The organism is Pirellulales bacterium (genome assembly GCA_035533075.1).
Classification (GTDB): domain Bacteria; phylum Planctomycetota; class Planctomycetia; order Pirellulales; family JAICIG01; genus DASSFG01.
The window spans coordinates 1-24,675 of record DATLUO010000288.1 but is presented as its reverse complement, the minus strand read 5'-3'; the positions used below and the strand labels follow the sequence as shown (position 1 = coordinate 24,675).

The following is a 24,675-nucleotide window of genomic DNA, read 5'->3' as shown; positions in this document are numbered from 1 at the left end:
GTAAAGCTTCGCCGAACCCGTTTTTTTTGGCGGACTGATCTGGTCCCCGCTGGTATTTCCGGGGTAAAAGCACGTCCATCATGGATGGCACGCTGCTTGACCTAGCTCTGAGCGATGAATGCCGGGACTTCCCCGCGCAGTGGGAGCCAATTGTCGCGGAGCTTGTATTGCTCCGCCGCGAGAACGCCGAACTGCGACGCGAGAACGCCGAACTGCGGCAACAGGCTGGATACTGGAAATCATGCCACGCCCATGCGCTCGAACGTCTGGCGAAACTGGAAGCGGAGGCCGAGCAACTGCGCGGCGAGAACCGCAAGTTGCAAGACCGCCTCTTCGGTCGGAAAACCGAAAAGACGCGCGGCGACCGCTCGAACCAACTCCACCCGGACGGAGAGGGCAAAACGCCCGAACGTAAACCACGCGGCCAACGCCGGGACCGCCCCGGACCGCGTCGCCGGGACCATAGCCACTTACCCGTCCACGAGGAGTTCCGCGATGTGCCCGAAGACCAACGCATCTGCCCGGACTGCGGCCTCCCCTACACGCTTTGTGGCAGCGAGGATTCGGAGCAAATCGAAATCGACGTCCGCCCGCACCGCCGTCGAATCCGCCGCCGACGCTATCGGCGGTCATGCCACTGTCCGGCGGCAGGCGCTCCGCAAACCGTCACCGCTCCGCCAGCCCCGAAACTGATCCCCAAAGGCCTGCTGGGCACCTCCCTCTGGGTCGAGATTTTGGTGGCCAAGTTCTTCAGCCATCAACCGGTCGAACGGCTGCTGGCCCAGTGGCAACTGCTGGGCTTGAACGTGGCGGCGGGCACCGTCAACGAGGGCCTGAAGCGTCTGGAGCCGATGTTCGCGCCGCTGTACGAGGCCCTGCGAACACGCAACGCCCAGTCGCCCTTGAGCCAGGCCGACGAAACACGCTGGATGATGTTCATCGACCACGAAGGCAAGGTCGGGCATCGCTGGTGGTTGTGGGTCTTCCTGGGGACCGATACGGTGGTCTTTGTTCTCGATCCCAGCCGCAGCCACGAAGTGCCCCAAGGCCACTTCCCGGCCGGGGCCAAGATGGTCTTGGTGGTCGACCGGTACTCCGCCTACAAGGCGATGGACCAGGTCAAATCGGGAAACATTCTGCTGGCGTTTTGCTGGGCCCATGTACGGCGGGATTTTGTCGAGGTGGGCAAGGGCTGGGGGGAGTTGAAGCCCTGGGCTTTGGCCTGGCTGGAACGCATCCGCGAGCTCTATCGCTGCCAACGCGAGCGTCTGAAGCACGCTCCGGGCAGCTCGGAATTTCAGGCGGCCGATGCCACACTACGCCAAGCGGTGAGCGCGATGCAGGCCGAAGCCGAGCGGGAACTTGCCGGCCCGGACCTCCGCGAACCGCGCCGCAAGGTGCTGACCAGTTTGCAGGAGCATTGGACGGGGCTGACTCGGTTCGTGGACGATGTACGGATTCCGATGGACAACAACGCCTCGGAGCGCGAGGCGCGCGGCCCAGCCGTGGGCCGCAAGAACTACTACGGATCGGGTGCGCTGTGGAGCGGCCGCTTGGCGGCCATGCTCTTTTCGTTGTTCGCGACCCTGAGAAAGCAGGGGTTGAATCCTCGCAAGTGGTTAACGTGGTACTTGGAGAGCTGCGCGGAAGCGGGCGGCCAAGCCCCCGCCGAGGTCCACGGCTTTCTGCCCTGGAATCTCAGCGAAGCAAAGCGCCGGGAGCTGAGCATCGATCCACACAATACCTCGTAGTCGGCCGTTCGCACGATCTCTCGGCGATCCTTCGTCCCCACAAAAACCTCGATTGAGGTTGAGATCCTCATGCGCGCGACTGCCCGATGAAAACGGGTTCGGCGAAGCTTTACCGCTGGTTTGCCACAACCTGTTGCTGCACTTGCACTTGCGAACTTCCCGACGGATCGGCCCCAGAGGGCGAAGTGAAAAGCAGCTTATGCCCGGTCTGGCAAAAGTGAAAATGTGCGCGACGGAAGGCCTGGATGGCGTGCGTTATGTGGTAACGGCGCGGCGTCAGCTCCGACAGTTCGTGGCTCAGCTCTCCGTCTCTCCGTCTCTTCCTCTCTCCGCCCGCTATTGAAGCGTCCTCGGCGCGTAGTCAATAATCGAGGCCGACGAGCGAATAACCCTGCTGCCCCGCGTTTTTCAAAGAAAAGGTGTTGCCGATGATGGATATTCTATCGAAGTTCGAATCTGGTGAAACGATCGCCCTCGTGGCCGTTGCGGGCGGTTTGATTTGCGGAATTACGGCGATCGTTGGGGGCACCCTGGCGAAGTGTTGGAGGCAGGGCCGCGAAATGGCGTTGAAGGAAGAAATGATCGAACGGGGGATGTCGGCCGATGAAATCCGGACGGTGATTGAGTGCGGCGCCCGAGACCCGATGCCTGGCATCGGCTGCCACCACGCCGGGCCCCCAGCGAACGTCTAGGGGCTGCGACCAGGCGATCGCCTCGCCCCTGCCGGCCCGCCTCGGTCGAAGACCAACCTGGACCCCACGACGACATTCGCCTACGGGCACGGCGGCGAGCTGCTCTCGACTACCGATCCGCTCAACCACACGTCCAGCGATGAATATGACTCGCGCTATCGCCTGCCGCTCTGAGCGTCCGCGTGGAGGGTGCAGCAGCCCAGCCATTGAGCACCGAAATCACCACTTCCGTCCGCCGACCTTGCCTTATCAAGGGGACGGCCATACCAAGGGCATCGGCATGGGCGAGACGCTACGGACACTGCCGAGTCGGAGAACCTGAGCGTGCGACGATACCCCAATCGCGGAGCAAACAAGCGGGACAGTTCCGGGACGGGTCCAATTGTTCGATATTGGTTTCCTGGTTGCGGCCAGCGGGGCGCCAGCGTACGGACGGGGTTTCTCCATGATTGCCACAACGGCTTCACGGCGAGAACGACGGCGGACGATTCGCGCAGGAGGCCGTAAAAAAAGCGGGGCGCAGGTAGTTGACATCCTCCATTCAAAGGCTACTCTCAAGGGCACGTTTGCGTGCCCGCCGGCCCATTTCTCACAAGGCGACGGCTCTGGCCGTGGATTGAAGCCAGGGCACCGTCAGTAAGGCACTGACCGGTTTCAACTTTCACAGGAGGATATCCCATGGCGGAGTCGAATCGCGCTGGCGATACGTTCGGAGGCAATGGTTGCTGGTCGCCGCCTATCGCCCAACGCCTTTGATTATTGCACCCCTCACGCCTGCCCGATAGATTGTGCGACGTGGACTGAACCCTGAACCCTCCGATCATGCTCACTCTCTCGAAATTCTCCTTCGGCGTCGGCGATCGCTTCGCGCATCAGGCCAAGGCCCAGTTGCGGGCCTGCCAGCTTGCCGCCGAACGCGGCGCGGACGTCGTGCCGGTGTGGAACAAGTCGTATCGAGAACATTCGATCGTCGGCTCGCAGCCCGGCAGCGTGCGCGAGGCGGCCGAGGCCGCGGTCCGCGAGCTGGGCTGGAACAAGCCCTATCACGTCGATGCCGACCACATCCGCCTGGAAACGGTCGACGGCTTTCTGGATTCGTCCGACTTCTACACCATCGACGTGGCCGATTCGATCGGCAAACCGGCGGCGGCTGAGCGCGTGGCCGCGTTCGTCGATCGGCACCGCGACCTGGTCGGCAAGTTGGAGATAGCCGGCATCGACGAGCCGATGAACGCGGCGAAGGCCGAGGTCGAACGAGTGGCGTCCAAGTATCTGCGGGCCGTGGAAGACGCGGGCGCCATCTACCGGCACATCGCCCAGGCGAAGGGCGAGGGCCGGTTTATCACCGAGGTTTCGATGGACGAAACCGACAGCCCGCAAACGCCGCCCGAACTGCTGATCATCCTGGCCGCGCTGGCCGACGAAAACATCCCGCTGCAAACCATCGCGCCCAAGTTCACGGGTCGGTTCAACAAGGGCGTCGATTACGTGGGCGATTTGCGGCAGTTCGAGAAGGAGTTCCAGCAAGACCTGGCGGTGATCGCGCTGGCGGTCCGCAAGTTTGGTCTGCCGCCAAGTTTGAAGCTCAGCGTTCATTCGGGCAGCGACAAGTTTTCGCTCTACGCTCCCATTCGCCGGTCGCTGGCCCGCAGCGGGGCCGGGTTGCACATCAAGACCGCCGGCACCACCTGGCTGGAAGAGGTCATCGGGCTGGCCGAAGCGGGCGGCGAAGGGCTGGCCGTGGCCAAGGAAATCTATTCCAAGGCGTTCGAGAAGCGTGACGCCCTGTGCGGGCCCTACGCGGCGGTGATCGACATCGATCCGGCCAAGCTCCCTTCGCCGCAAGCCATGCACGGCTGGAGCGCGCAGCAATACGTCGCGGCGCTGCGGCACGACCCGGCCTGCCGGGAGTTCAATCCTCACTTGCGGCAGTTGATCCACGTCGGCTACAAGATCGCCGCGCAAATGGGCGATCGCTATCTGAGCATGCTCGATGCCTGCGAGCCGACGATTGCCAAGAACGTGACGGAGAATCTCTACGAGCGGCACCTCAAGCCGCTGTTCCTGTCGTAGGGTGGGGCAAGCGAGCTTGCCCCACCCTACAGCTTATGGTGAATATCAATGATTAAATCGAGCGTTACGGTGAGCCTGGTGCCGGAAGCGCGCGGCGGGCCGTTCGTTTTTTGGGACGATCTGCCGGCGGCGTGCCGAACGGCACACGAATTGGGCTTCGATGCGATCGAAGTCTTTCCGCCGGCCGCCGATGCGGTCGCCCCCCATCAACTGCGGACGTTGCTCAGGGATCACGATCTCTCATTGGCGGCGGTGGGCACCGGCGCCGGCTGGGTCAAAGGGCGATTGCACCTGACTTTGTCCGACGCCGCCTTGCGTCACAAGGCCCAGGCCTTCATCCGTTCGATCATCGACTTTGCCGGCCCGCTTGGCGCGCCGGCCATCATCGGCTCGATGCAAGGCCGTAGCGGCGACGCCGTCGATCATGCCACGGCCACCGGCTACCTGAGCGAGGCGCTCGATGCCTTGGGCGAACATGCCAAGCAGTACCAGGTGCCACTGATCTACGAGCCACTGAATCGCTACGAAACGAACGTGGCCAACACGGTCGAGGCCGGCGTGCGGTTGCTCGAACGCCTCTCGACCAAGAACGTCGTGCTGCTGGCCGACCTGTTCCACATGAACATCGAAGAGGCCGATTTGCCGGCAGCGATTCGCCGCGGCGGCCGCCATATCGGGCATGTCCACTTCGTCGATTCCAATCGCCGGCCGGCCGGACTGGGGCACATCGACTTCGCACCGATCTCCGCGGCGCTGGCCGAAATCGGCTACGAAGGGTATGCCTCGGCCGAGGCACTGCCCTGGCCCGATTCGCACTCGGCGGCGCGGCAGACGATGGTCGCCTTCCACCGGTGTTTTCGCCAGCAGGAATAAGGCAGGCGCCGACATGGCCGATGACGCTTCGCCCGCCGCACCTCGGCGCCAGCTTACGCTGTTCGACACCACGTCGATCATCGTGGGCATCATCATCGGTTCCAGCGTCTACGTCACCGCGCCGCAAATCGCCGCCAGCGTGCCCGACACGCTTTCGTTTCTGGCCGTCTGGCTGTTGGGCGGCCTGTTCGCCTTGGTCGGCTCGCTGTGCTACGCGGAGTTGGCGACGGCTTTGCCGGCCGACGGTGGCGACTATGTCTATCTCTCACGGGCTTACGGCCGGCCGGTCGGCTTCCTCTTTGCCTGGTGCGAGTTGTGGCTGGTGCGGCCGGGAGCGATCGGCTCGCTGGCTTTTGTGTTCGCACAATACGCCGAACACATCGTGCCGCTGGGCCGGATGTCGCCGGTGTTATACGCGGGCGGGGTCGTGGCTCTGTTGACCGGCGTCAACCTGCTGGGTGTGGTCACTGGCAAGTGGACACAAAACGTTCTCACGCTGGTCAAAATCGCCGGACTGGCGATGGTGATCGGCGTCGGCTTTTGCGTGTCGGCGCCGCCCGTCGAGACTTTGCCAGCCGCGTCCGCGTCGCCCGCCAATTGGGGCCTGGCCATGATCCTGATTCTCTACGCCTACGGCGGTTGGAACGACATGGCGTTCGTGGGCGCCGAGGTCCGCGATCCGGAACGCAACATCGTACGTGCGTTGCTGGTCGGAACGGCGGCCGTGACCGCGATCTACCTGTTGGTCAACGGCGCGTTCATTCATGCCTTGGGGTTGGAGGGCGTGCGTTCGGCCGAGGCGGTTGCAGCCGACGTCACGCGGCTGGGACTCGGCGACTGGGGCGGAAAAGGCGTGAGCGTGTTGGTCGCGGTCTCGACGCTGGGCGCGATCAACGGCATGACATTCACGGGGGCCAGGATCTATTACGCACTGGGAAAACAGCACCGCCTGTTTCGCCCGTTCGGCGTGTGGAGTGCGCGCCGCGATGCTCCCGTCGCCTCGCTGCTGCTGCAGGGGGCGATCACCTTGGGTCTGGTCGCGGGATTTGGCTGGTCTGACGGCACGCTGTCGCGCGATGGCTTCGAGCGCATGGCGAAGTTCACGTTTCCGGCATTCTGGTTTTTCCTCCTCCTGGTCAGTCTGTCGATCGTCGTACTTCGCTGGCGCGAACCCGACTTGGCACGCCCCTACCGCACCCCTTGCGTTTGGCTCGTTTCGTCAGCGTTTTTTTTCGGTGCGGCGTTCATGCTGCTCGAGAGCTATTCCTGGGCATTGAGCACATGGGAGCCCCAGGCCCTCTGGACGTTGGCCGCGATTGGGGCGGGCGTCGTGGCCTGCGCGATCGATCGTCGTCTCAGCGATGGGCCACAATGAGCTGCTGCACGGTCGGTTCCAGGTCAGAGCACTCGCAGCGCGAAAAGCCGGCGGCGACGAACATTTCGCGGTACTCGGCAAACGTGTAGGCGTCGCCGGCCGGCGTCGTGCCCAGCATCACCAGCGCGAAGGAAGCCGAGGTATGCGGCGTCACGCGGTCGTCGTGGGGCACAAACTCCAGCGCGAATGCACGGCCGCCGGGCTTGAGTGCCGCGTATACCTTGCGCATCACCTTGTCGATGGCCGATCGGTCGAAGTGATGCAGGAAGTTCGTCAGCAAAACCACGTCGTAACCGTCGCCGAAGTCGACGTCGAAGGCGCTGCCCGGCAGCGTCTGGTAGCGGTCCACCACGCCCGCCTGCTTTGCATTCTCCACGGCCACGGCCAGCACGTTCGGCCAATCGACGGCGACGATCGTGGATTGCGGATTGTGGCGGGCGACGGCGATGCCGAACAGCCCGTGGCCGGCCGCGATGTCGAGCACTTTCATCGGCCACGGGGCCGGCCCGACGACCCGGTCGGCCAGAGCCTCGGCCGGCGTGGCCATCAGCCCGGCCATGCCACGGGCAAATCGGACCCAGGCCTCATGGTCGGGAGCGAGTACGCTTTGATCGTCGTCGCGCGCCCCGCCCCTGCGGACCGAGGCGGTGAGCTCGTCGAACTGGCGGCGGTGCTCGTCCGAACCCATGAACTCGACGGCCCCGCCCAGATAGGCCGGCGATCGCCGGTCGAGGAACAGCGCCGAGTCGGGCGTCAGCTTCCAGCGGTCGTGCGACTTGGTCAACAGCCCGATCACCGCCAGGTAATCGGCCAGAATGCGCACGCCGCGCTCGGCGGCGCCGCAGGCCGCGGCCAACGACTTCGGGTTATCGCGGCCCTGGGCGATGGCCGTAAACAGATCGAGCTCGATCGCGGACTTCAGCGCGGCCGATCGCTGAAAGGCGTTCAGCGTATCGAAGATCAGTTGGGGCGAGACGTTGCCGGGCATGGGAAGGCTCTCCGTGGTCATGGCTCATCTCGAAGCAGTGCAATAAACCCAGCTTGCTCGAAATGCACGTCGGCGGTCAACGCCTCTCGGAGTCCCTCGTCCTCCATGACCACGAAGCTGATGCAGTCGGTGAGCGACCATTCTTTGTCGGGCCGGCGGCGGTAAAGGTCGAGTCCGCGCTCGAACCACGAAGGCTCCGCCGGCACAATCGACACGTTCGGATCCGCGGCAAGGAGACCGAGCAATGCGAGAAACCTGGGACGGTCCCGCGGAGCGCAAAGTGCGTCGCCCACTTCCATCAGCACCCATTGCGTCGTCACGATCGCGCCATTCCATGTCCTACTCAGCACTTGTGCGCGCACGTAGCCGCTGTCGCGCGGATCCGCGAGCGCCAAGTAAAAGTAGCTGTCGGCGAACGCGCGACTCATGGTTTTTTAGGGCGGCCGTGCAGATAATGGTCGTGGTTCTTGGCGAGATCCGTCGGCAGATCCGTCGGGAACGTCCCACACCAGCGCGCGAACTCAGCCAGCTTCTCGCCGATCGACATCGACGGGTCGTATTCTGGCGGCGGAGGGGCGGTAGCGCTAGGCACGACGGTAACCTGAGTCCCTTCCGGCAGCGTCATGCCAGCGGCAAGAACGACAACGCCATTTTCAACGGTGCCTTGATAAGTCATGGCATTTCTCCCGATGTTTCCCAGATCCCTTCAATGTAATTCCTCATGATCGCCAGTGCCAGAGGGTGGCGGCGCGGTGCCGACGCCTATGCCCGCCCCGCCACACGTTGCGAATTCACAATGGCTTGCCGCTCGTCGATTAAAGGAAGCTGCACGCTTGCCGCCAGCCGGCCCGCCGCGGCCAGAGCATCGTCATAGGGCAGCCCCTCCGTCAGTTCCAAGCGTTGCTGCTCGCGATCGAGCAGCCCCACGCAGTGTGCGGCCGCTTCTTGGTCGGCGACCATCGCCGCGGCCACTTGGCCCGCAGCGACAATCACCGCGTGAAACTCGCCCAAGTCGTAAACGGCCGGCGGAAGCGGCCACGCACGCCACACGCGGACCGTCTGCTGCGTGCGATCGACCGCGACCCTGCGCCCGCCGAAGAACAACCACAAACCAAGCACCAACAGCGGCGACACCGCGGCGGCTCCCGGCAACCAACGGCTATTCTCTTTCGCTGCCGCACTTACGATTCCCAATTCCACCATGATCGCCAGCGACGCCAGGATGACGCCGAACAGCCTTGCGACCGGGCCGAAATGGCGGCGATAGACCCAACAGGCTTCCGCGGGCGGCGGGGCAGCGCCGGCATCGGGTGAAACGGATACCGCGGCAGGCACAGGGCCGACCAGCGGCGGCAGCGCCGCAAGGGACAGCGACAAAAAGCCGGCCACCTGGCGCGCCGCGCATTCGGCCGCTTCGCGATCGGCAAGGTCGAACACATCCAGCCGCTCGCCCTGCGCGTTCGAGAACCGGACCTGCCAACGACTCACCCCGCCCTCATCGTAAGTCTCGATTCCGACCGATTGATAGTGGCTTAGATCCAACGTCGTGCGCCACAGCGGCCTGAAAACACCTAGCCAGCTTGTCAGGGTGCGGGTCTGACGGTCGAAGAGCTTGCCGCGTTCGCCGCAGAACAACGGTCCGCCGATGAGCACCAGCATAGAGCCCAACACAGCCATGCGGGCCACCGTGGTCCGCGACGCCCCCTTGGCCACTTCGGCAAGGGTGGCCACCAGCACGATGGTGCCGGCCAGCAGCACCAGGCAGCCGAGCATGCGCAGGCCGACGCTGAACCGTTGGCGATACGCGAGTCTGTGAGCGTGTCGAGTCGCGATGCGCGGCATCGAAATTTCCCGGCCGCGCGGCTAAAGCTTCGGCAAGTCCGCCTCGACCGGCTTCTGCAGTTTGCGAGGCTGTTCGGTGCGGCGCTGGTTTGACGGGGGTGGAGGCGGTGGTGCGGGCTTGCCCGGCTTCGCTTTGGGCGGCGGCGGTGGAGGAGCGACGTACGCTTCCACGACTTTGAAGCCGAACGGATCTTTCAACTCGCGCTGGGCCAACACCGCCCAGGGCGTGCCGGGGTTGTCTTTTACGCAGCGCGTCAAGAGCCGCGTGGCCTCTTTGGCCATCCGCTCGTCCTGGCTGCCATAGTGCAAGTTGCCGTCGGGCTTGAATTGCCAACGGTTCGATTTCTTGTCGACGAAATCGGCGCCCTTGGCCTTCATCGTGGCGCAGGCCCAGTTGTATTCATTGCACCGCACCATCATCGCCAGCAGCCGCCCGTAGGTCAGGTCGTACCAGGCCCGCCAGCGCGGCGAGGTTTCCCTGGAGTACGCCTGCTCCAGGCCCCGCGCGCCGAAAACGCCCAGGCACTGCTGCAACAGCATGCTGTCGTAGGCGGCGGTCTCTTGCGCCTCGCGCATCTCGTTGAAGTAGCTTTGCCCGGTGGGAGCGAATGAGAGCCGCGGCGTTCCTTTGAACTTGCGTTGCCGCGTGAAATCGACGACGGCGAGCACCGCCTTTCGCAACTGACTGTGGCCCGCCGCCCGCAGATACTCGTCGGGCGAGTTATACTCCGGCTCGTAGCGTCGCATGGTCTCGATGGCAAACGGCGAGCCGTCGCCCGGATTGTCCTTGATGAAATACGCCCCGCCCGACTCGTGCGCCAGCCGCGTGAGGGCGAACGGCCCCAGGCCGGCGTGCAGCGTTTCATATTGGCTTCCCTCGAACCAGTAAGGCAAGTGCAGCCGTTCCTCGCGCACCGAATCGGGGCCGCGGTCGACCGGCAGTTGATAGCGTTTGCCGTCGGTGTGCAGGTACGACAGCGTGCCCTGCTCTTTGCCGAACATCGCCGACGGTCCGACGATATAGACCGGCACCACGTTGTTGCGGCAGAATTGCACCGCGTCTTCCAGCCTGGCGTAGTCGTTGCCCGACTCGTCGGTCCAGATCACGATCATCACTCGGCGGTGCTCTTGCACCCGCTCTTTCTGATAGCGGACCACGCAGGTGAGCACGGCCGAAAAGACGTTCTCGATGCCCGACGGGTCGGTCGGCACCTTGTGAATGGCTTCCACGATCTGATGATAGTCGGCCGTCGGCGGGGCGAGTTCTTGCACCTGTTGGCCGAAGGCCACCACGCAACTCCGCAGCGCCTCGCCGTCAGCCCCGCCCGAAGCGTCGATCTCTTGATAGATATGTTGCAGCCGGTCAGCGGCGGCCTGACGGTCGGGCTTGAGGCTGATCGAAGCGTCCATCAGCCAGACGACCAGCACGCGGCTTTCTTCGAGGTTGGTCAGGATTTCTTCCGTGAGCCGATCGACCGCGCCCTCGACCTCGGTGACTTCCACGCCGACGCTGCCCGTTTGCACCACCACATCGCTCAGCTCGAAGCCGCTCAGCGCGGTGAGCATCGGCGGCAGCTCGATGGTGGCCGTCATTTCGGTCGGCTCGCTGACGCTGGTCAGCAGCGGCTCGTCTTCGATCACCGGGGCCGACGACATGCTGGTGGCCGCCAAGGCGTTGTCGGATTGCTCCTCGGTTTCTTCCGCCGGAAGATAGTCGACGTCAAGGGCCTCGATCGGCGTCTCGTCGAGCGACGGAACGACCGACAGCAGGGCGGGTGGTTCCTTCAGCGGTTCGACGAGGTGCCATTGAGCCAGACCGATCAACAGCACGGCATGTGCGATTCCGCTCGCGATCGCGCCTTGGAGAAAGCGGGCCCAGAAGCCGATGCCCGGATCGCTGGTCTGATAGGCTTCGGCGAGCAGGTCGTGCTCGTCGAGCCAAGGCTCCGCGAGATACCGAGATAACCAAACCCAAAGCACATGCATAACGATGCTTCCGCCGAAGGGCGACAAGCCCACCGCTGGTCTTCAGCTTATCCGCATAGCGGGCAAAAGTCGAGGAGGGTGTTCTGTAGGGAACGGACTCCGTGCCGTTCCGGGAAACCCGCAAAAAACGGTCGATTCGCACTTCCCGGAACGGCACGGAGTCCGTTCCCTACAGAGACTTCTTGCCAAATAGTATCACTGCCGAATCCAAGAAAAAACGAAGCTGGCACGGCAACTGCTTTAGCGATTAGCAGAACCAGGGCACTCATTGGCCCTGGCGGATCGGGGCTACAAGGAGGGTCGAGCCATGTCATTGCGATACTTATTGGAGTCTCTGAAGCAAGGGCCCAAGCAGCCGCGAGAGCCGAAATGCCGCCCCCAAGATCCCCGTGCGGCGGAGGTTGTCAAGCACCGGCGGGTTGCCAAGGAGCTCAGCGCTTCGAGCTAAGCAGCTTGAAATCGCCGGCAGAATAGGCAAAGATCAGCAGGCGTCTGCCACCTTGCCCCACTCCGCCGAGATCGCGCATGTGCTTCGTTTCGCTTCGCCCGCCGTTGCTGTCGCTTGTCCTTTTGCTCGTTGCGTCGCCGGCCTTCGCCGCCGAGGAAACCTCGCCACAAAACACGCTTTCGCCCGAAGAGTTGGCCGAAGGCTGGATGCTGCTGTTCGATGGTGAGACGCTGTTCGGTTGGCAGCCGAACAACCATGCGAATTGGCACGTCAACGACGGGGCCATCGCCGTTTCTCAAGGCGATCAGGGGTTGCTCAACACCACCAGCGAATTCGCCGACTATCAGCTCAAGCTGGAGTTCCGGGCCGACAAAAAGACCAACAGCGGCGTTTTTTTGCGCACCGCGGCCAAACCGGCCGATCCGGCGGCCGACTGCTATGAACTGAACATCGCGGCCGACGACAATCCCTTCCCCACCGGCAGTTTCGTCAAGCGTCAGAAGGGCGACCACGGCCAAACGACCGGCCAATGGCAAGCCTACGACGTCACAGCCCAAGGCGGGCACTTTGTCGTCACGCTCGACGGCCACGTCGTGCTCGATTACACCGATGCCACGCCCGTGCGACGCGGTTACATCGGCCTGCAGCTCAATCAAGGCCCGGTCGAGTTCCGCAACGTCAAGCTGCGTCCGCTGGGACTGAAACCGATTCTCAACGGCCGCGACCTTTCGGGCTGGAAGGAATATCCCGGCAAAAAGAGCAAGTTCAGCGTCACGCCGGCCGGCGAGCTGAACGTGAAGAACGGCCCCGGTCAGCTCGAAACCGACCTGCGATACGGCGACTTCGTGTTGCAGCTCGAAGTGTTCGTGAACGGCGAAAAACGCAACAGCGGGATCTTTTTTCGCAGCATTCCGGGCGACTGGTGGATGGGTTACGAGAGCCAGATTCACAACGGCTATGCCGACAACGATCGCACGCGGCCGCTCGACTTCGGCACCGGCGCCATCTACCGCCGCCAGAAGGCCCGCAAGGTGGTGTCGAACGACTTCGAATGGTTTTATAAGACCATTGTGGCCACGGGCAACCACGTCGCCGTCTGGGTCAACGGGCAGCAGGTGACCGATTGGACCGACAATCGAGCGCCCAGCGAAAATCCGCGCGAAGGTTTGCGCACCGAGCCTGGCACGATTCTTATCCAGGGCCACGACCCGACGACCGACATCTCGTTTCGCAACCTGCGGGCGGCGGAGACGCCGAAGTGAGCACGACGAACGCCGTTGACGCAAGATTTCGCTTAGGGTGACGAATAGGGCTATCATGTTGACCACTCAACTCTAGCCACACATTTCCTCGCATGACCGGACAGGGTTCGGCCGGCAACGTGCTTGCCGCAATTTGCAGCTTCTTTATTCCCGGACTGGGCCAATTGGTTCAGGGCCGGCCGTTGATGGCATTGACGCATTTCGTGCTGGCCGCCGTGCTCTGGATTGTGCTGCTCGGCTGGGTCATCCACCTCTGGTCGATCCTCGACGCCGCGCTGTTCAAGCCGCGATGATCTTGTTGCCGAACGGAAGCCGATCGACGTCGGCCAGGCGGAACTCGCGCCGCTTGCCAATACTTTCGTTGACCAGCCGCATCAGGGCCTCGGCTTCGATGAACACCACGCTGCGAATCGGCGTGCCGGTCATGAACCGGGCGAGTTTTTCGAGATCGTCCCACAGCGTTTCCCAGCGCCGCGCGCAGCGCAGCCTGAGGCTTTGGGCCAGCGGATGTTCGGGGTGGCCAGCGAGCCGGGCTTCGACACGCGCGGCGATTTGGGCCACTCGCTGCTGCGACAAGGCGTGCGCCGCGGCGACTTGCTGTTGTGTCTCGCCGCGCAGGATGTGTTGTTCATAGATTCCGCAATCGCGCTCGCTCGGCGGCCGTTCGTCCGCCGTCGTCCGCTTGGTGGGTCGTTGCGCCTTATGTTGCTTGGGCATGGTGTTGGGTTCTCCGGGCAGGGTTTCGTCAGACAAGGTCGGCGCCGCCGCTTGCTCCCATTTCATCGACCGGCCGCGGATTGCGAATTCGCCCAGGGCTGCCGCCTGCCCGTCGCCCAGATAGCGCACACCAAGCCCCGGGCGACGGTCTTGGAAAGCTCTTTCCAGCTCCGCCCGGATCGGAAACTTGTCCCATTTCGTGGGATCGAGATTCGGCGATTTGAGCAGCACGCCGTCGACGGTTGCCGGCCCCGGCGTGGCCAGTCCCACGGCCGCCACGTCGTCGATCGATCCGCCCAGCGAATGGATGGTCGCCACCGCCTGTTCGACGATGGTCTGGGTCACTTCCCGCGGGCCTTGTTCCGAGCGAGTTGGAAACTGGCTGGCAACCTGCAGGACCTCGCCCCGATCGTTACCGACGGCCAGGGTGGTGGTCGTCGCGCCGACGTCGACTCCGATCAAGTAGCTCACGGCTTTAGCCTCATTGAGCGCGTCTGAAGGACGGACCCCTACCGTATGCCTGCAACTCGCTATGAAGTTATACCGAATCTCGGCCGCCGGCGGGAGTCGTGCTCGGCGCCAAGTGGAAGCCGTCATCAAACCGCGTCGGCGATCACGAGCACGTGAACGATCAGCTTCGCTCCCCAGGTCCGTTCTTGCGGACCCTGGTCGATGCGGCTGATCATCACGCGGACCGTGGCGCCTTCGAGCGAGAGGATGCGAAAGGTGAATTGATCCGGCCATTGCTCTTCGTTCATCTCGGCGGTGAAGCCGACAAACGACGGCCGGCTTGGCCGCTCGCCGCGTCCCGCGGCGATGGGAATGTCCACGATCAGCGGCGCATGGGCCGGATTGCTCTCGACCTCGTGCCGATAGACGTACATCTCCGCCGAAGGCGGCTGTGGACCCGCCGGCTTCGTTGCCAACGTGCTTTCGCTCGGCACGTGCTCCGACTTCGCTTGGGTCTGACGGGGCGAGGGCCTGGAGATCGACTTGTTTTTCGCGGCGGCTTTCTTCTTCGCCATGGTGGTAGTCCTGCGATGGGCTGGTATATGCGGCCCGAATGGTAATGGTCGGACCGTCCATCAAGTATCGAACACGGTTAGGACCGTCAAGGCGTCGCCACACAAGCCGCAACGGGGACTTCACACTCAGCAGTCCGGCTGTAGCGCTGATAGGAGTTCTGACGGCGGTTCACCTGTCCAAGGCCTGCTTTGACACGATAGCCGCAATCCGCAATGGTGCGCCAGTTCCACCCTTGATTTTCATCGGCAGCGCGATGACGGAAAAGCCTTCGTCGGGCAGTTCTTCCAAATTGGCCAGGTTCTCGAAGACCGGCACGTTGTGCTCAAACAGCTTGACGTGGCTGCCGAAGCGAGTCGATTGCCCGTGGTCGATGCTGGCCGTGTCGATGCCGATGGCCTTGATCAGCCGGCGTTCCACCAGCCACTGGGCCGCTTCCGGCGCCAGCCCAGGAAAATGGAGCTTGGCCACCGCGTCGGGGCCGGTTTCATCGGTGCCGAGATACGCCTTGCGTTTCGGCCAGCGGCGGCCAAAACCGGTCCGCAGAAGCACAATCACATCGGCCAATTGCCGATGGTGCTGTTCTTCCCAGCGGCGCAGGTCGGCGATGCCTACCTCGTAGTCGGGATGGTCGGCGCAGGGGTCGCCGACGTCAATCACGACGGCTTCGCCCATCAGTTGCTTGAGCGGAACCTCGTCCACGGTCCGCCCGTCTTTATTGAAGTGATACGGGGCGTCGATGTGCGTGCCGCCATGTTCGGCGGAAGCAAAGCGATTCGCGGCATAGAAGTAGCCCTTGGGCGTCTTTCCCGCCGGCCCCTTCTGAAGCCGAAAGCCCGCTTCGGTGGGCCAGTAGATCGTCTGCTCGTCGAAGGGATGCGTCAGATCGACCACCTCCGCGCCGTCAAGCCAGCCGGGCCGGCTGCCGTTTTTTGCGGCCGCCTTCGGCCCGTCTGCTTGAAGTTGCACCTGCCAGCAGGCAATCGCCGCGAAGGCCAAAGAGGCACGGACCAGCATTCTGTTGAGCATTTGGTTACCCTCCGGCTATTTGGCTTTGCGTCGTGTGCCCGTAAGCCCTCACATTACCACCCGTGCAGAGCAGAATGTAGCACAGGCGGCTTGGGCAAGCGATTTCTGCGAGTCGATCGATCTAGGGAGATGCGCCGCCGGTGTTGATTGCGTTGCCGCCGTGCATCGCAACGCTTACAATCGCGGCAGGCGGCAACTGGCATCAGCCCCGGAAGCGTGAGCATGAGCGGTCCATCCAGCGGCGGCGGGCACGTCGTCGATTTACTGCGCCGGCTGCCCGGCTTTCGCGGTTATTTCGAGCGCGAGGAGCGTCGCGACAGCGATGCTTTGCTGCGCGAACACCTGGCCGCGGAGCTCGACCGGGCGAAGCGGCCCGTCGAGGCGGTTGCCCGCTCGCTGGCCGAGGCCGGCCAGATCGGGCCGCTGCCGCGCATCGACCAGTTGCGTGGCAAGCTCGACCGCGTCATCGGCCGAATCCGCGGCGCCGTGCGGGGCTATAGCGGCTTGTTCGACGCACGGCAGGTCGACGCCGCCTTGCTGGAACACGTCTATCAGCACGACCTGACGTTGGTCGACCAGGTGGCGGCCTTCCGCACGCTCGTCGACGGATGGGCCGGGCAATCGCCGGCGGTTGGGCAACCGGCGGCCGTCGACGCCAAGCTGGCCGAAGCCGAACAGGCACTCGACCGACTCGACCGCGCCTGCGACGAGCGCGGCGATCTGCTGAAACGACTCGTCGCAAACCACCCTGAGGCCAGCTAGTCATGGCACAACGATTGGAAGTCATCGAGTTTCTGGACGAAGCGAACCGCTCGCTGGTCGAACGGGTTCCGCCACAGGGGACGGCCGACATCAAGTTCGGCGCGCAGCTCATCGTGCAGGAGAATCAGGAGGCGATCTTTTTCCGCGACGGCAAGGCGATGGACTCGTTCCCGCCCGGCCGCCACACGCTGACCACGGCCAACGTGCCGGTCATCACGCGGCTGTTGACGCTGCCCTGGGAAAAGAGCCCCTTCCAGGCGCAGGTCTACTTCATCGGCAAACAGACGTTCGTCGATCAGAAGTGGGGCACGCGGCAGCCGATCACGTTCCGCGACGCCGACTTCGGCATGGTCCGCCTGCGGAGCTTCGGCAAATACTCGTTCCGCGTGGCCGACGCTGCGCTGCTCGTCAACACGCTCGTCGGCACGCAGGGCAAGTTCACCACCGACGAGATCGGCGCGTTTCTCAAAGACCTGATTGTCGCCCGCTTGAACGATCTGCTCGGTTCGCTCGGCATCGGACTGCTGGAGCTGCCCGCGAAGTACGATGAGATCGCCTCCGGCACGCGGGCCAAGCTGGCCACCGACTTCGGCAAGTACGGTCTGGAGCTGGTCGACTTTTTCATCGGCGCCATCACTCCGCCGGAAGAGGTGCAGAAGGCCATCGACGCCCGCAGCGCCATGGGCGCGGTGGGCGATCTGAACGCCTTCATGAAATTCCAGGCGGCGCAGAGCATGTCGAAGCTGGCCGAGCGCGGCGGTGGCGACGCCGGCGCGATGGGCATGGGCATGGGCGCGGGGTTCGGCATGATGATGCCCGGCATGATTCAGCAGGCGATGCAGGCGACGACGCCCCCACCGCCGTCGGCGGCGCGGCCACAGGCCCCGGTTGCGGCCCAGGGCGGCGACGATTTCGCCGCGTTGGCGCCCGCGACGGCCGTTCCGATCACCAAGGATCCGAAAGCGATGGTCCGCCAAGTGGCGCAGGCGGCCGGTTATCAGGTGCAAGAATCGGGCGATCGGTGGCAGATAACCGTGCCGATCGGCGCTTTGCGGCGGCAGGTGGTCGCCGTTGATTTCGGCCGCCAAGACCCGGAAGGCCATCCGATCGTGGCGTATTCATCGACCTGTGGTCCCGCCAGCGACCGCACCGCCACCGCGTTGCTGCGGTACAACGCCAACCTGGTCCACGGCGCGTTCGCCATCGCCGACGCGGGCGGACAAGCCATGATCGTGCTGGGCGCCAATCAACTCGCCGAGACCATCGACCCGCTGTCCGTGAGCCGCGTGTTGACGGCGGTCGCCTGGCAGGCCGACAAGGCCGAGGAGAAGCTGCTGGGCAAGGATGAGTATTAACGTCGGAGGATGGCCTTCCTAGGCCGTCAAGTAGGGTGTTGTGCCTGGACGGCCTAGGAAGGCCATCCTCCGCGGCACTGTCACCGGCTCAGTGCGGCCAGGGCAATCAACACGGCCGCGGCCAGTGCGATGCCCACCGCGAGGGCAATCTTGCGATAAGAGACGGGCGCCTGCCCGGTGGCCGCGCCCGTTTGACCGTTGAGCAGAAAACGGAACACGCGATCGCGATACCGATAAGCCATGATCCACGCTGGCAGCAGCACCGGCTCGCTCGACAGTCCTTCGAGCCGGACGTTGACCTTGAGGTTGCGGCAGCGGCCTGGCACGTATTGCCGGCAGGCCAGTTGTTCCAGTCCTTCCAGGCCCGCCCGTGCCAAGGGGCGCGCGTACTTGCGCGGCACTGCGAATTGTTCGACCGTGATGTTGTCGAGGTCGACGCCGCCGGGCTCGACGCCTTTCGACAGGTCGAACGGCGAGATGGCCGTCGTCTCGGCCGGCGTCAGCGCGCCGCTGGCGGCCACCAGCAGTCCTTCGTGCCGGCCGCGATGCTCGCCGAAGAGCGGAAACCATTGGCCCCTCGCTCCGCCGGGAGTTTGGCCGGTGTCGGCCGCCCAGAACGTGTGCGTGGTGGCCTGAAACACCCAACAGGGCACATAGACGGGCGTCATCGACACGACCATCGCCTGCTGGGCGAGATCGCCGGGCCGCCAAAAACCGCGGCCGAGCCAGGCACGCATCGCAGCCACCGCCTGGTCGCGCGTCATCACAAACGGCACCACCCGCGTGGGCGAGATCGTTTTGGCATCGGCCTGCTTGGAGAGATCCTCCGAGCCGCAAAACGGACACCGCAACCGGCCCGCCGACGCGTCGTAGCTCATCGAGGCGCCGCAGGCCGAGCAGCGGAAGTTGTAGGTGAAAGCCCGTGAAGCGTCGGCCTGCCGCGCCTCGGCAGCCGGCGCCTCGGCGCCGCAATTGCCGCAGAACAGGTCCTCTTCGTCGAGCAGCGCCTGACACACCGGGCACTTTTGCAACACGGGGCTCATGCGTTCAATGGGCTCCCGCCACGAGCAACGCGCCCACCACCACCGCCACGGCAACGATCGCCGCCACGACCACGGCCGCAATCCGCCGGGCGGAAATCGGCTTGTCGCCCGTGCAATGGCCCGTTTGCCCGTTCAGCAGAAATCGGAACAGGCGGTCGTGGTAGCGGTAGCTCAACACGTAGACCGGCAGCAGCACCAGGTCGGAATTGACCTGGCTGAAGGAGGTCTCGACGTGCAGCCCCGAATGCGTATCGCCGGGCAAAAACGCCGCCACGCCGCGCTCTTCGCGGCGCGCGAATTCTTGCTGGCAGATGGCGAGCGCGGCATCACGCTCGACCGAGTATTCCTCGCTCGACCAGCCGGCCAAAAACGCGGGCTGATAGCGCTTCAGCGCCGCGAGTTGGAACGGACCGATTCGCTGGGCATCGGCCTGCGGCAGGCCGCGGCTGGCCGACACCAAGTAACCGCTGTAATACTCCTGGTGCCTGCCCGACAGATTCCACCATTCGGTCTCTTGCACGGTGCGTGTCTTGGTGACCGTTTTGCCGTTTTCCACGGCGGTGTACGTCTCGGTGCGGTACCAATACTCGCCGATGCGGGCAGACCACGCGCTGGCGGCGAGCATCGAGAACGACCAGAACGGCAAATAGACCCCGCGAAGCTTCTCTTCGGCCCGCGCCTGCGTCAGGTCGCCTGGCCGAAACCAATTGCCGTTGGCCAGCCAGCGGCGGAAAATCAGCAAAGCGTCGTCGGGGGCGACGGCAAACCCAATCACGAACTCCGGCGGTTGGCGGTGGACGGCCTGCTCCGGCAGCTCGATGACGTAGTTGGAATCGCAGAAGGGGCAGGTGAAGCTCCGCGTGTCGGCGGGGATGAGCGTCTCGGCGCCGCAGCCTTCGCAGCGAAACCGCTTTTGCGCCGCGGCCGGCGGCGCGGCGAGCGCGGCGGTCTTGTGCGGCGCGCCGCAGGCCTGGCAAAAACGGTCGAGCGCGTCGAGCGGGGCGCCGCAAGCCTCGCACCGATGCGTTCGAGGTGTACGGGACTGCGCGGTGGAGAGAGCGGCGTCGGTTGGGAGCTCAGAGAGGGCGGCGAGCGTCATGCCAGCAGATTACGCCCGCGGCATCGGCGGTTCAAGCCGATGGGCTCACCCGAAAAGCTTGTTGCCCATGCCCGCCCAATCACTCCGGAAAAAAACCGGTTGGCTTGCGAACTGCAAAAAGTGTCGCTCGCGGTGTAGAATTAGGTATTCGCCACTGGCAGCCTAAAATATCCCCGCCCAGATGCATCACAACGATTGTCCTTCGTGTTTTTCGCGCCGCGAGCTGCTCGCGCGGTCCGGCATGGGCCTGGGCCTGCTGGGCCTGGCCGGTGTCCTTTCGGCTGAAGGCTGGCTGACGCCGGCGGAGGCGGCCACGGGCTATGCCAATCCGATGGCACCCAAGGAGCCGCATTTCCCCGCCCGTGCCAAGCACGTGATTCACCTCTTCATGAACGGCGGGCCGAGCCATGTCGATACCTTCGATCCAAAGCCCTCGCTGGCGAAATACGTCGGGCAAAACCTGCCGACCGAGAACTTGCGGACCGAACGCAAAACCGGCGCGGCCTTCCCCTCGCCGTTCAAGTTCAACAAGTACGGCCAGAGCGGCATCGAGGTGAGCGAGTTGTTCGCCAACGTGGGCGAGTGCATCGACGAGATCGCGGTCATCCGCTCGATGCATGCCGACGTGCCGAACCACGAGCCGTCGCTGATGTTGATGAATTGCGGCGAATCGCGGCTGGTGCGTCCCAGTATGGGTTCGTGGGTCACCTACGGCCTGGGCACCGAAAACCAGAATCTGCCCGGCTTCATCGCCATGTGTCCGGGCGGATATCCCATCAAGGACGCCGAGAACTGGCAATCGGCCTTTTTGCCCGGCGTCTATCAGGGCACGTACATCAATTCGCAGCACAAAGAGATCGAGAAGCTGATCGAGAACGTCAAGAACCACGACGTTTCGCCAGCCGACCAGCGGCGGCAGCTCGACCTGCTGGCCGAGTTGAACCGCCGGCATCTCGACACGCGCGACCACGACCCGGCCTTGGAGGCCCGCATTCACAGCTTCGAGCTGGCCTATCGCATGCAGAGCGACGCCGCCGACGCCTTCGATACCAGCCGCGAGCCGCAGTACATCCTCGACATGTACGGCCCCGGCGTGCAGGCCCGGCAGATTCTGATTGCCCGGCGGCTGATCGAACGGGGAGTGCGTTACGTGCAGTTGTGGCACGGAGCGGGCCAGCCCTGGGACAACCACGACGACATTGAAGTGAACCATCGCCGCCTGGCCGGAGAGTGCGACCGGGCGATCGCGGCCTTGATCAAAGACCTGAAGCAGCGCGGCCTGCTCGACGAGACGCTGATTGTCTGGGGCGGCGAGTTCGGACGCACGCCGACCGTCGAGCTGCCGCAGAAAGGGGCCAACGCCGGCAAAGTGAACGGACGCGACCACAATCACTACGGCTTCACGGTCTGGCTGGCCGGGGGCGGGGTGAAAGGCGGGCAAGTCTGCGGGGCCACCGACGAGTTCGGCTTTCAGGCGGTCGAGAACCGCGTTCACGTTCACGACTTGCACGCCACGCTCATGGCCTTGTTGGGCTTCGACCACAAGCGGCTCACCTACCGCTACGCCGGCCGCGACTTCCGCCTGACGGACGTGCAGGGCGAGGTGGTCAAGCAACTCATCGCGTAGGTGTCGGGGGCATCTCTGTCGCGCGCTCGGGGGACAACGTCACCTCGTCGTAGCGGTCGACGCGTAGTTCGAGCCAGGGCTTCGTGCTCGACGACTTCGGCGCAGCGAGCCGAATCTTTTCACCAAGCTTGACAGCGCGGCTGAAATGCAATGATGTGCTGGAACGGGCGACAACGCCGTCTTCCGGTGGGCTGATGTTCGATACCTCGACCAAATGTCACTGGTACGCTTTCGCGCTTTCGCTGACGAAATTGCCGCGTCCCTGCTTCGTTCTTTTTTTGACTGCCATGCCCGCAATTTGGACCATCGGCCACTCGGACCGCTCGATCGAAGAATTCCTCGATCTGCTGAGCGGCGAAAAGATCGAGTTGGTGGCCGATATCCGCCGCTTTCCGGCATCGCGAACACATCCGCAGTTCAATTCGGAGGCTCTGGCCGCGGCGCTGGAGCAACGTGGCGTTAACTACCGGCATTTCGCCGGTCTGGGCGGTCGTCGGAATACACGGCTGGCCGGTTCGCCCAACACCGCCTGGCGAGTCGATTCGTTCAATCGCTACGCCGATTACATGACGACCGACGACTTCCTTGCGTCGCTGGAAGAACTGATGGATGCGGCGGCCGAGCGCCGCACCGTCCTGATGTGCTCCGAGGCGGTGCCGTGGCGTTGTCACCGCCGGCTAGTCGCGGATGCGCTCATCGTGCGGGGCTGGGAAGTACATGACATCATCGGCGCTGGCCCGGCCAAGCCGCACGCAATGACGGCCTTTGCGCATGTCGACAACGGCCGGCTGTCGTACCCTTCCGCCCCGTGATCTGAAAAAAACGCTCTACGCCTCAGCCGGCGTCGGTGTAGCGGCCGCGGAAGAAGCCGCTGTCGGCCGGAGCTTGATAGTGAATGGTCAGGGCCTCGCTCTCGATCGTGCGGCTGCCGTCGGCCAACGAGTGCAAGGCCAGGTCGAGCAGCGTGCTGGTGAGCAAGGTCCGCTCGACGGGATACGGCGGCCGGCCGCCGGCGAAGAACTTCTCGATGTTCGACACCAGCGGATCGAAAAACCGCGCTCCCGGCGGACCGGGCAAAAAGAAGTCGGTCGAAACCGGTCCGTCGCGGCCCACCACCAGGCCGGCGAAGTTCATGTCCGACAACTGTTCGGGCAAGTTGAGCACCGCGCCGCGCGTGCCGTCGCGATATTCGATCAGGATGGCTTTGGGCTTGGGCACGTTTTCGCGCGGGTCGCCGACGTTGTAGCTGGGGCTGCGGCCGGCCGCGGCGTGAAACAGTTTCCACGACCAGCGTCCGGCGTCGCCCGCCTTCCAGACCTCCGGCCCGGCCAGGCACTGGACCGATTTGACGCCCGTCTCTCCGCCGCGGCGGCGTTCGAGCATGCACTGCAACGATTCCAGCGCGTGGAACCAGTAGATTTCGTCGATGTTGCGGTCGTAGCCGTAGAGCAGCAGGCCCTCGCTGAACGGCGTTTCCAGCGGTGGCTCCAGCTCGGGCCGCCGCCAGGTGACCGGCAGCGACGAGCCGGCCATCAGGCCAAACTTCAGCTCGTGGGCCGTGGCCACCATCTCGGCGGCGCGGCGGTGGTCGTAAGACAGGTGCTTGTCGACGAACACCGGCACGCTCCGCTTGCCGCGGCGAAACACGTCGACGATCTGCTGGAACAGCTCGTATCGCGGGTAAAGGATTTGCCCGAACTCGTTCAGCGGATAGTCGCCATGCTCGCAAACCAACAGCACGGCATCGACGTCGAGCCGGTCGCCGCCCAACGCCTCGGCGACGGTCTCGCACCGCTCGATCTGGTGCCGGCGGCAGAACTCGCGGCCCAGGTCGTCGTCGGGGTACTGGTCGTTATACATCCGCACGAGCCGGAAAGGCGGCTGATGGTGGAAACCGTCTCGCGTGTAGCCGTGGACGAAGCGGCCGTCGACGTGGTAGGCGTGCGACTTGTAGCGGAAGATCGAGTTGATCGACGCCACGCGGGGCACGGCTTTGTCGTCGCCGCGGGCATGCTGCGGCAAGACACTCAGGCCCGCCGCGCCGGCGGTCGTGGCCAGAAAGCTGCGTCGCGAGAGGCGGCCGGAGGATGGCTTTCCTAGGCCGCCCAGGAACGAACGAGACGGCCTGGGAAGGCCATCCTCCCGTTTGCCGGCGATGGAACAGCGACGCTCGAAATCATCATCACTTGCTGGATGCATCTTTCACGCAACGAAAGCCGGTGTGCGAGGCGCCGCTATCGACCGCGCCGTGATGGCGCGCGCCAGGACGATAGCGGACGCAGTATTGATCGCAGCAGAGAAACGACCCGCCGCGCTGCACGCGCTTCGGCACGCCTGGCTCTTGCGGATCGAAGCTGTCCGCGGGGCCCTGCGGGTTGCGGCGCGGACTGTCGCGGTAATAGTCGGGACGATACCAGTCGGCACACCATTCCCAGACGTTGCCCGCCATGTCGTAGAGGCCGAAGTCGTTAGGCTTGAACGAGGCCACAGGCGCGGTGGTTTCGTAGCCGTCGTCGGCCGTGTTCTTGTTGGGAAAGCTCCCTTGCCAGATATTGGCCTGCCAATGCTTTTCGGGCATCAGCTTGTCGCCCCAGACGTAGCGTTGGCGGTCGTGTCCGCCGCGAGCGGCGAACTCCCACTCCGCTTCGGTCGGCAGCCGTTTGCCGGCCCACTCGGCGTAGGCCGCCGCGTCCTCCCAACAAACATGCACCACCGGGTGATCCATTCGCT

23 protein-coding genes are annotated in these 24,675 nt (G+C 64.2%); 11 read left to right on the top strand and 12 right to left on the bottom strand.

Annotation, left to right across the window (positions count from 1 at the left end; genetic code table 11):
- Window positions 1-80 precede the first annotated feature (80 nt).
- From VNH11_35820 to VNH11_35800, 5 genes are all read left to right on the top strand, one after another.
- Complete coding sequence (locus VNH11_35820; protein ID HVA51765.1) at window positions 81-1,751, top strand: IS66 family transposase; 1,671 nt, start codon at window positions 81-83, stop codon at window positions 1,749-1,751.
- A 428-nt stretch (window positions 1,752-2,179) separates the two neighbouring features.
- Window positions 2,180-2,443, top strand: coding sequence for a hypothetical protein (locus VNH11_35815; protein ID HVA51764.1), 264 nt, complete (start codon window positions 2,180-2,182; stop codon window positions 2,441-2,443).
- A gap of 822 nt (window positions 2,444-3,265) precedes the next feature.
- The gene (locus tag VNH11_35810) at window positions 3,266-4,516 is read left to right on the top strand and encodes a tagaturonate epimerase family protein (GenBank protein ID HVA51763.1); all 1,251 of its coding nucleotides are present in this window, start codon (window positions 3,266-3,268) and stop codon (window positions 4,514-4,516) included.
- Window positions 4,517-4,564: 48 nt separating this feature from the next.
- Entirely contained in the window at window positions 4,565-5,389 is an 825-nt protein-coding gene (locus tag VNH11_35805) for a sugar phosphate isomerase/epimerase family protein (GenBank protein ID HVA51762.1), read from the top strand.
- Between the two features lie 13 nt (window positions 5,390-5,402).
- Entirely contained in the window at window positions 5,403-6,764 is a 1,362-nt protein-coding gene (locus VNH11_35800; GenBank protein HVA51761.1) for an amino acid permease, read from the top strand.
- Here VNH11_35800 and VNH11_35795 read toward each other — a convergent pair.
- From VNH11_35795 to VNH11_35775, 5 genes are all read right to left on the bottom strand, one after another.
- Complete coding sequence (locus VNH11_35795; GenBank protein ID HVA51760.1) at window positions 6,745-7,773, bottom strand: methyltransferase; 1,029 nt, start codon at window positions 7,771-7,773, stop codon at window positions 6,745-6,747. The two genes, VNH11_35800 and VNH11_35795, sit on opposite strands and share 20 nt — an antisense overlap.
- Window positions 7,770-8,180 (bottom strand): PIN domain-containing protein, encoded by a 411-nt coding sequence (locus VNH11_35790; protein HVA51759.1) that lies wholly within the window; start codon window positions 8,178-8,180, stop codon window positions 7,770-7,772. Before VNH11_35790 ends, VNH11_35795 begins: the two co-directional genes overlap by 4 nt.
- Complete coding sequence (locus VNH11_35785) at window positions 8,177-8,428, bottom strand: hypothetical protein (GenBank protein ID HVA51758.1); 252 nt, start codon at window positions 8,426-8,428, stop codon at window positions 8,177-8,179. The genes VNH11_35790 and VNH11_35785 overlap by 4 nt, the downstream gene beginning before the upstream one ends.
- Before the next feature lie 86 nt (window positions 8,429-8,514).
- Window positions 8,515-9,594: a hypothetical protein gene (locus VNH11_35780; protein HVA51757.1), complete on the bottom strand. Its 1,080-nt coding sequence runs from the start codon at window positions 9,592-9,594 to the stop codon at window positions 8,515-8,517.
- Window positions 9,595-9,615: 21 nt separating this feature from the next.
- The gene (locus tag VNH11_35775; GenBank protein ID HVA51756.1) at window positions 9,616-11,580 is read right to left on the bottom strand and encodes a vWA domain-containing protein; all 1,965 of its coding nucleotides are present in this window, start codon (window positions 11,578-11,580) and stop codon (window positions 9,616-9,618) included.
- A 525-nt stretch (window positions 11,581-12,105) separates the two neighbouring features.
- On the opposite strand from VNH11_35775, the gene VNH11_35770 reads away from it, so the two are divergent.
- Together VNH11_35770 and VNH11_35765 are read left to right on the top strand one after the other, a co-directional pair.
- On the top strand, window positions 12,106-13,290 hold the full coding sequence (locus VNH11_35770) for a DUF1080 domain-containing protein (protein HVA51755.1): 1,185 nt from the start codon (window positions 12,106-12,108) through the stop codon (window positions 13,288-13,290).
- A gap of 92 nt (window positions 13,291-13,382) precedes the next feature.
- On the top strand, window positions 13,383-13,583 hold the full coding sequence (locus VNH11_35765; protein ID HVA51754.1) for a hypothetical protein: 201 nt from the start codon (window positions 13,383-13,385) through the stop codon (window positions 13,581-13,583).
- Here VNH11_35765 and VNH11_35760 read toward each other — a convergent pair.
- The 3 genes from VNH11_35760 to VNH11_35750 form a co-directional block, all read right to left on the bottom strand.
- Window positions 13,570-14,478 (bottom strand): ROK family protein, encoded by a 909-nt coding sequence (locus VNH11_35760; protein HVA51753.1) that lies wholly within the window; start codon window positions 14,476-14,478, stop codon window positions 13,570-13,572. The genes VNH11_35765 and VNH11_35760 overlap by 14 nt on opposite strands.
- Before the next feature lie 125 nt (window positions 14,479-14,603).
- The gene (locus VNH11_35755; GenBank protein HVA51752.1) at window positions 14,604-15,032 is read right to left on the bottom strand and encodes a hypothetical protein; all 429 of its coding nucleotides are present in this window, start codon (window positions 15,030-15,032) and stop codon (window positions 14,604-14,606) included.
- Between the two features lie 169 nt (window positions 15,033-15,201).
- A complete protein-coding gene (locus tag VNH11_35750; GenBank protein ID HVA51751.1) occupies window positions 15,202-16,059 on the bottom strand; it encodes a cyclase family protein in 858 nt (285 codons plus the stop codon).
- Window positions 16,060-16,281: 222 nt separating this feature from the next.
- On the opposite strand from VNH11_35750, the gene VNH11_35745 reads away from it, so the two are divergent.
- Both VNH11_35745 and VNH11_35740 read left to right on the top strand, forming a co-directional pair.
- Complete coding sequence (locus VNH11_35745; GenBank protein HVA51750.1) at window positions 16,282-16,821, top strand: hypothetical protein; 540 nt, start codon at window positions 16,282-16,284, stop codon at window positions 16,819-16,821.
- Window positions 16,822-16,823: 2 nt separating this feature from the next.
- Window positions 16,824-18,176 (top strand): SPFH domain-containing protein, encoded by a 1,353-nt coding sequence (locus tag VNH11_35740; GenBank protein ID HVA51749.1) that lies wholly within the window; start codon window positions 16,824-16,826, stop codon window positions 18,174-18,176.
- A gap of 80 nt (window positions 18,177-18,256) precedes the next feature.
- Here the strand turns inward: VNH11_35740 and VNH11_35735 are convergent, their stop codons facing one another.
- Complete coding sequence (locus VNH11_35735; GenBank protein HVA51748.1) at window positions 18,257-19,219, bottom strand: hypothetical protein; 963 nt, start codon at window positions 19,217-19,219, stop codon at window positions 18,257-18,259.
- A 4-nt stretch (window positions 19,220-19,223) separates the two neighbouring features.
- Window positions 19,224-20,318, bottom strand: a complete 1,095-nt coding sequence (locus tag VNH11_35730) for a zinc ribbon domain-containing protein (GenBank protein HVA51747.1) — start codon at window positions 20,316-20,318, stop codon at window positions 19,224-19,226.
- 181 nt (window positions 20,319-20,499) lie between these two features.
- On the opposite strand from VNH11_35730, the gene VNH11_35725 reads away from it, so the two are divergent.
- Window positions 20,500-21,945, top strand: a complete 1,446-nt coding sequence (locus VNH11_35725; GenBank protein HVA51746.1) for a DUF1501 domain-containing protein — start codon at window positions 20,500-20,502, stop codon at window positions 21,943-21,945.
- A 287-nt stretch (window positions 21,946-22,232) separates the two neighbouring features.
- Window positions 22,233-22,757 carry a DUF488 domain-containing protein gene (locus tag VNH11_35720; GenBank protein HVA51745.1) on the top strand — a complete coding sequence of 175 codons (525 nt, stop codon included), beginning with the start codon at window positions 22,233-22,235 and terminating at the stop codon, window positions 22,755-22,757.
- A gap of 22 nt (window positions 22,758-22,779) precedes the next feature.
- Here VNH11_35720 and VNH11_35715 read toward each other — a convergent pair whose 3' ends face one another.
- Together VNH11_35715 and VNH11_35710 are read right to left on the bottom strand one after the other, a co-directional pair.
- Window positions 22,780-24,144 (bottom strand): hypothetical protein, encoded by a 1,365-nt coding sequence (locus tag VNH11_35715; GenBank protein HVA51744.1) that lies wholly within the window; start codon window positions 24,142-24,144, stop codon window positions 22,780-22,782.
- Window positions 24,128-24,675: SUMF1/EgtB/PvdO family nonheme iron enzyme (locus tag VNH11_35710; GenBank protein HVA51743.1), on the bottom strand; the 548-nt coding region annotated here is incomplete at its 5' end. The genes VNH11_35715 and VNH11_35710, both read right to left, overlap by 17 nt.

Excerpts from the sequence above, each read along its gene's own strand:
- VNH11_35820 (HVA51765.1), top strand. The coding sequence starts at position 81 with ATGGATGGCACGCTGCTTGACCTAGCTCTGAGCGATGAATGCCGGGAC.
- VNH11_35815 (HVA51764.1), top strand. The coding sequence starts at position 2,180 with ATGATGGATATTCTATCGAAGTTCGAATCTGGTGAAACGATCGCCCTC.
- VNH11_35810 (HVA51763.1), top strand. The coding sequence starts at position 3,266 with ATGCTCACTCTCTCGAAATTCTCCTTCGGCGTCGGCGATCGCTTCGCG.
- VNH11_35805 (HVA51762.1), top strand. The coding sequence starts at position 4,565 with ATGATTAAATCGAGCGTTACGGTGAGCCTGGTGCCGGAAGCGCGCGGC.
- VNH11_35800 (HVA51761.1), top strand. The coding sequence starts at position 5,403 with ATGGCCGATGACGCTTCGCCCGCCGCACCTCGGCGCCAGCTTACGCTG.
- VNH11_35795 (HVA51760.1), bottom strand. The coding sequence starts at position 7,773 with ATGACCACGGAGAGCCTTCCCATGCCCGGCAACGTCTCGCCCCAACTG.
- VNH11_35790 (HVA51759.1), bottom strand. The coding sequence starts at position 8,180 with ATGAGTCGCGCGTTCGCCGACAGCTACTTTTACTTGGCGCTCGCGGAT.
- VNH11_35785 (HVA51758.1), bottom strand. The coding sequence starts at position 8,428 with ATGACTTATCAAGGCACCGTTGAAAATGGCGTTGTCGTTCTTGCCGCT.
- VNH11_35780 (HVA51757.1), bottom strand. The coding sequence starts at position 9,594 with ATGCCGCGCATCGCGACTCGACACGCTCACAGACTCGCGTATCGCCAA.
- VNH11_35775 (HVA51756.1), bottom strand. The coding sequence starts at position 11,580 with ATGCATGTGCTTTGGGTTTGGTTATCTCGGTATCTCGCGGAGCCTTGG.
- VNH11_35770 (HVA51755.1), top strand. The coding sequence starts at position 12,106 with ATGTGCTTCGTTTCGCTTCGCCCGCCGTTGCTGTCGCTTGTCCTTTTG.
- VNH11_35765 (HVA51754.1), top strand. The coding sequence starts at position 13,383 with ATGACCGGACAGGGTTCGGCCGGCAACGTGCTTGCCGCAATTTGCAGC.
- VNH11_35755 (HVA51752.1), bottom strand. The coding sequence starts at position 15,032 with ATGGCGAAGAAGAAAGCCGCCGCGAAAAACAAGTCGATCTCCAGGCCC.
- VNH11_35750 (HVA51751.1), bottom strand. The coding sequence starts at position 16,059 with ATGCTCAACAGAATGCTGGTCCGTGCCTCTTTGGCCTTCGCGGCGATT.
- VNH11_35745 (HVA51750.1), top strand. The coding sequence starts at position 16,282 with ATGAGCGGTCCATCCAGCGGCGGCGGGCACGTCGTCGATTTACTGCGC.
- VNH11_35740 (HVA51749.1), top strand. The coding sequence starts at position 16,824 with ATGGCACAACGATTGGAAGTCATCGAGTTTCTGGACGAAGCGAACCGC.
- VNH11_35735 (HVA51748.1), bottom strand. The coding sequence starts at position 19,219 with ATGAGCCCCGTGTTGCAAAAGTGCCCGGTGTGTCAGGCGCTGCTCGAC.
- VNH11_35730 (HVA51747.1), bottom strand. The coding sequence starts at position 20,318 with ATGACGCTCGCCGCCCTCTCTGAGCTCCCAACCGACGCCGCTCTCTCC.
- VNH11_35725 (HVA51746.1), top strand. The coding sequence starts at position 20,500 with ATGCATCACAACGATTGTCCTTCGTGTTTTTCGCGCCGCGAGCTGCTC.
- VNH11_35720 (HVA51745.1), top strand. The coding sequence starts at position 22,233 with ATGCCCGCAATTTGGACCATCGGCCACTCGGACCGCTCGATCGAAGAA.
- VNH11_35715 (HVA51744.1), bottom strand. The coding sequence starts at position 24,144 with ATGCATCCAGCAAGTGATGATGATTTCGAGCGTCGCTGTTCCATCGCC.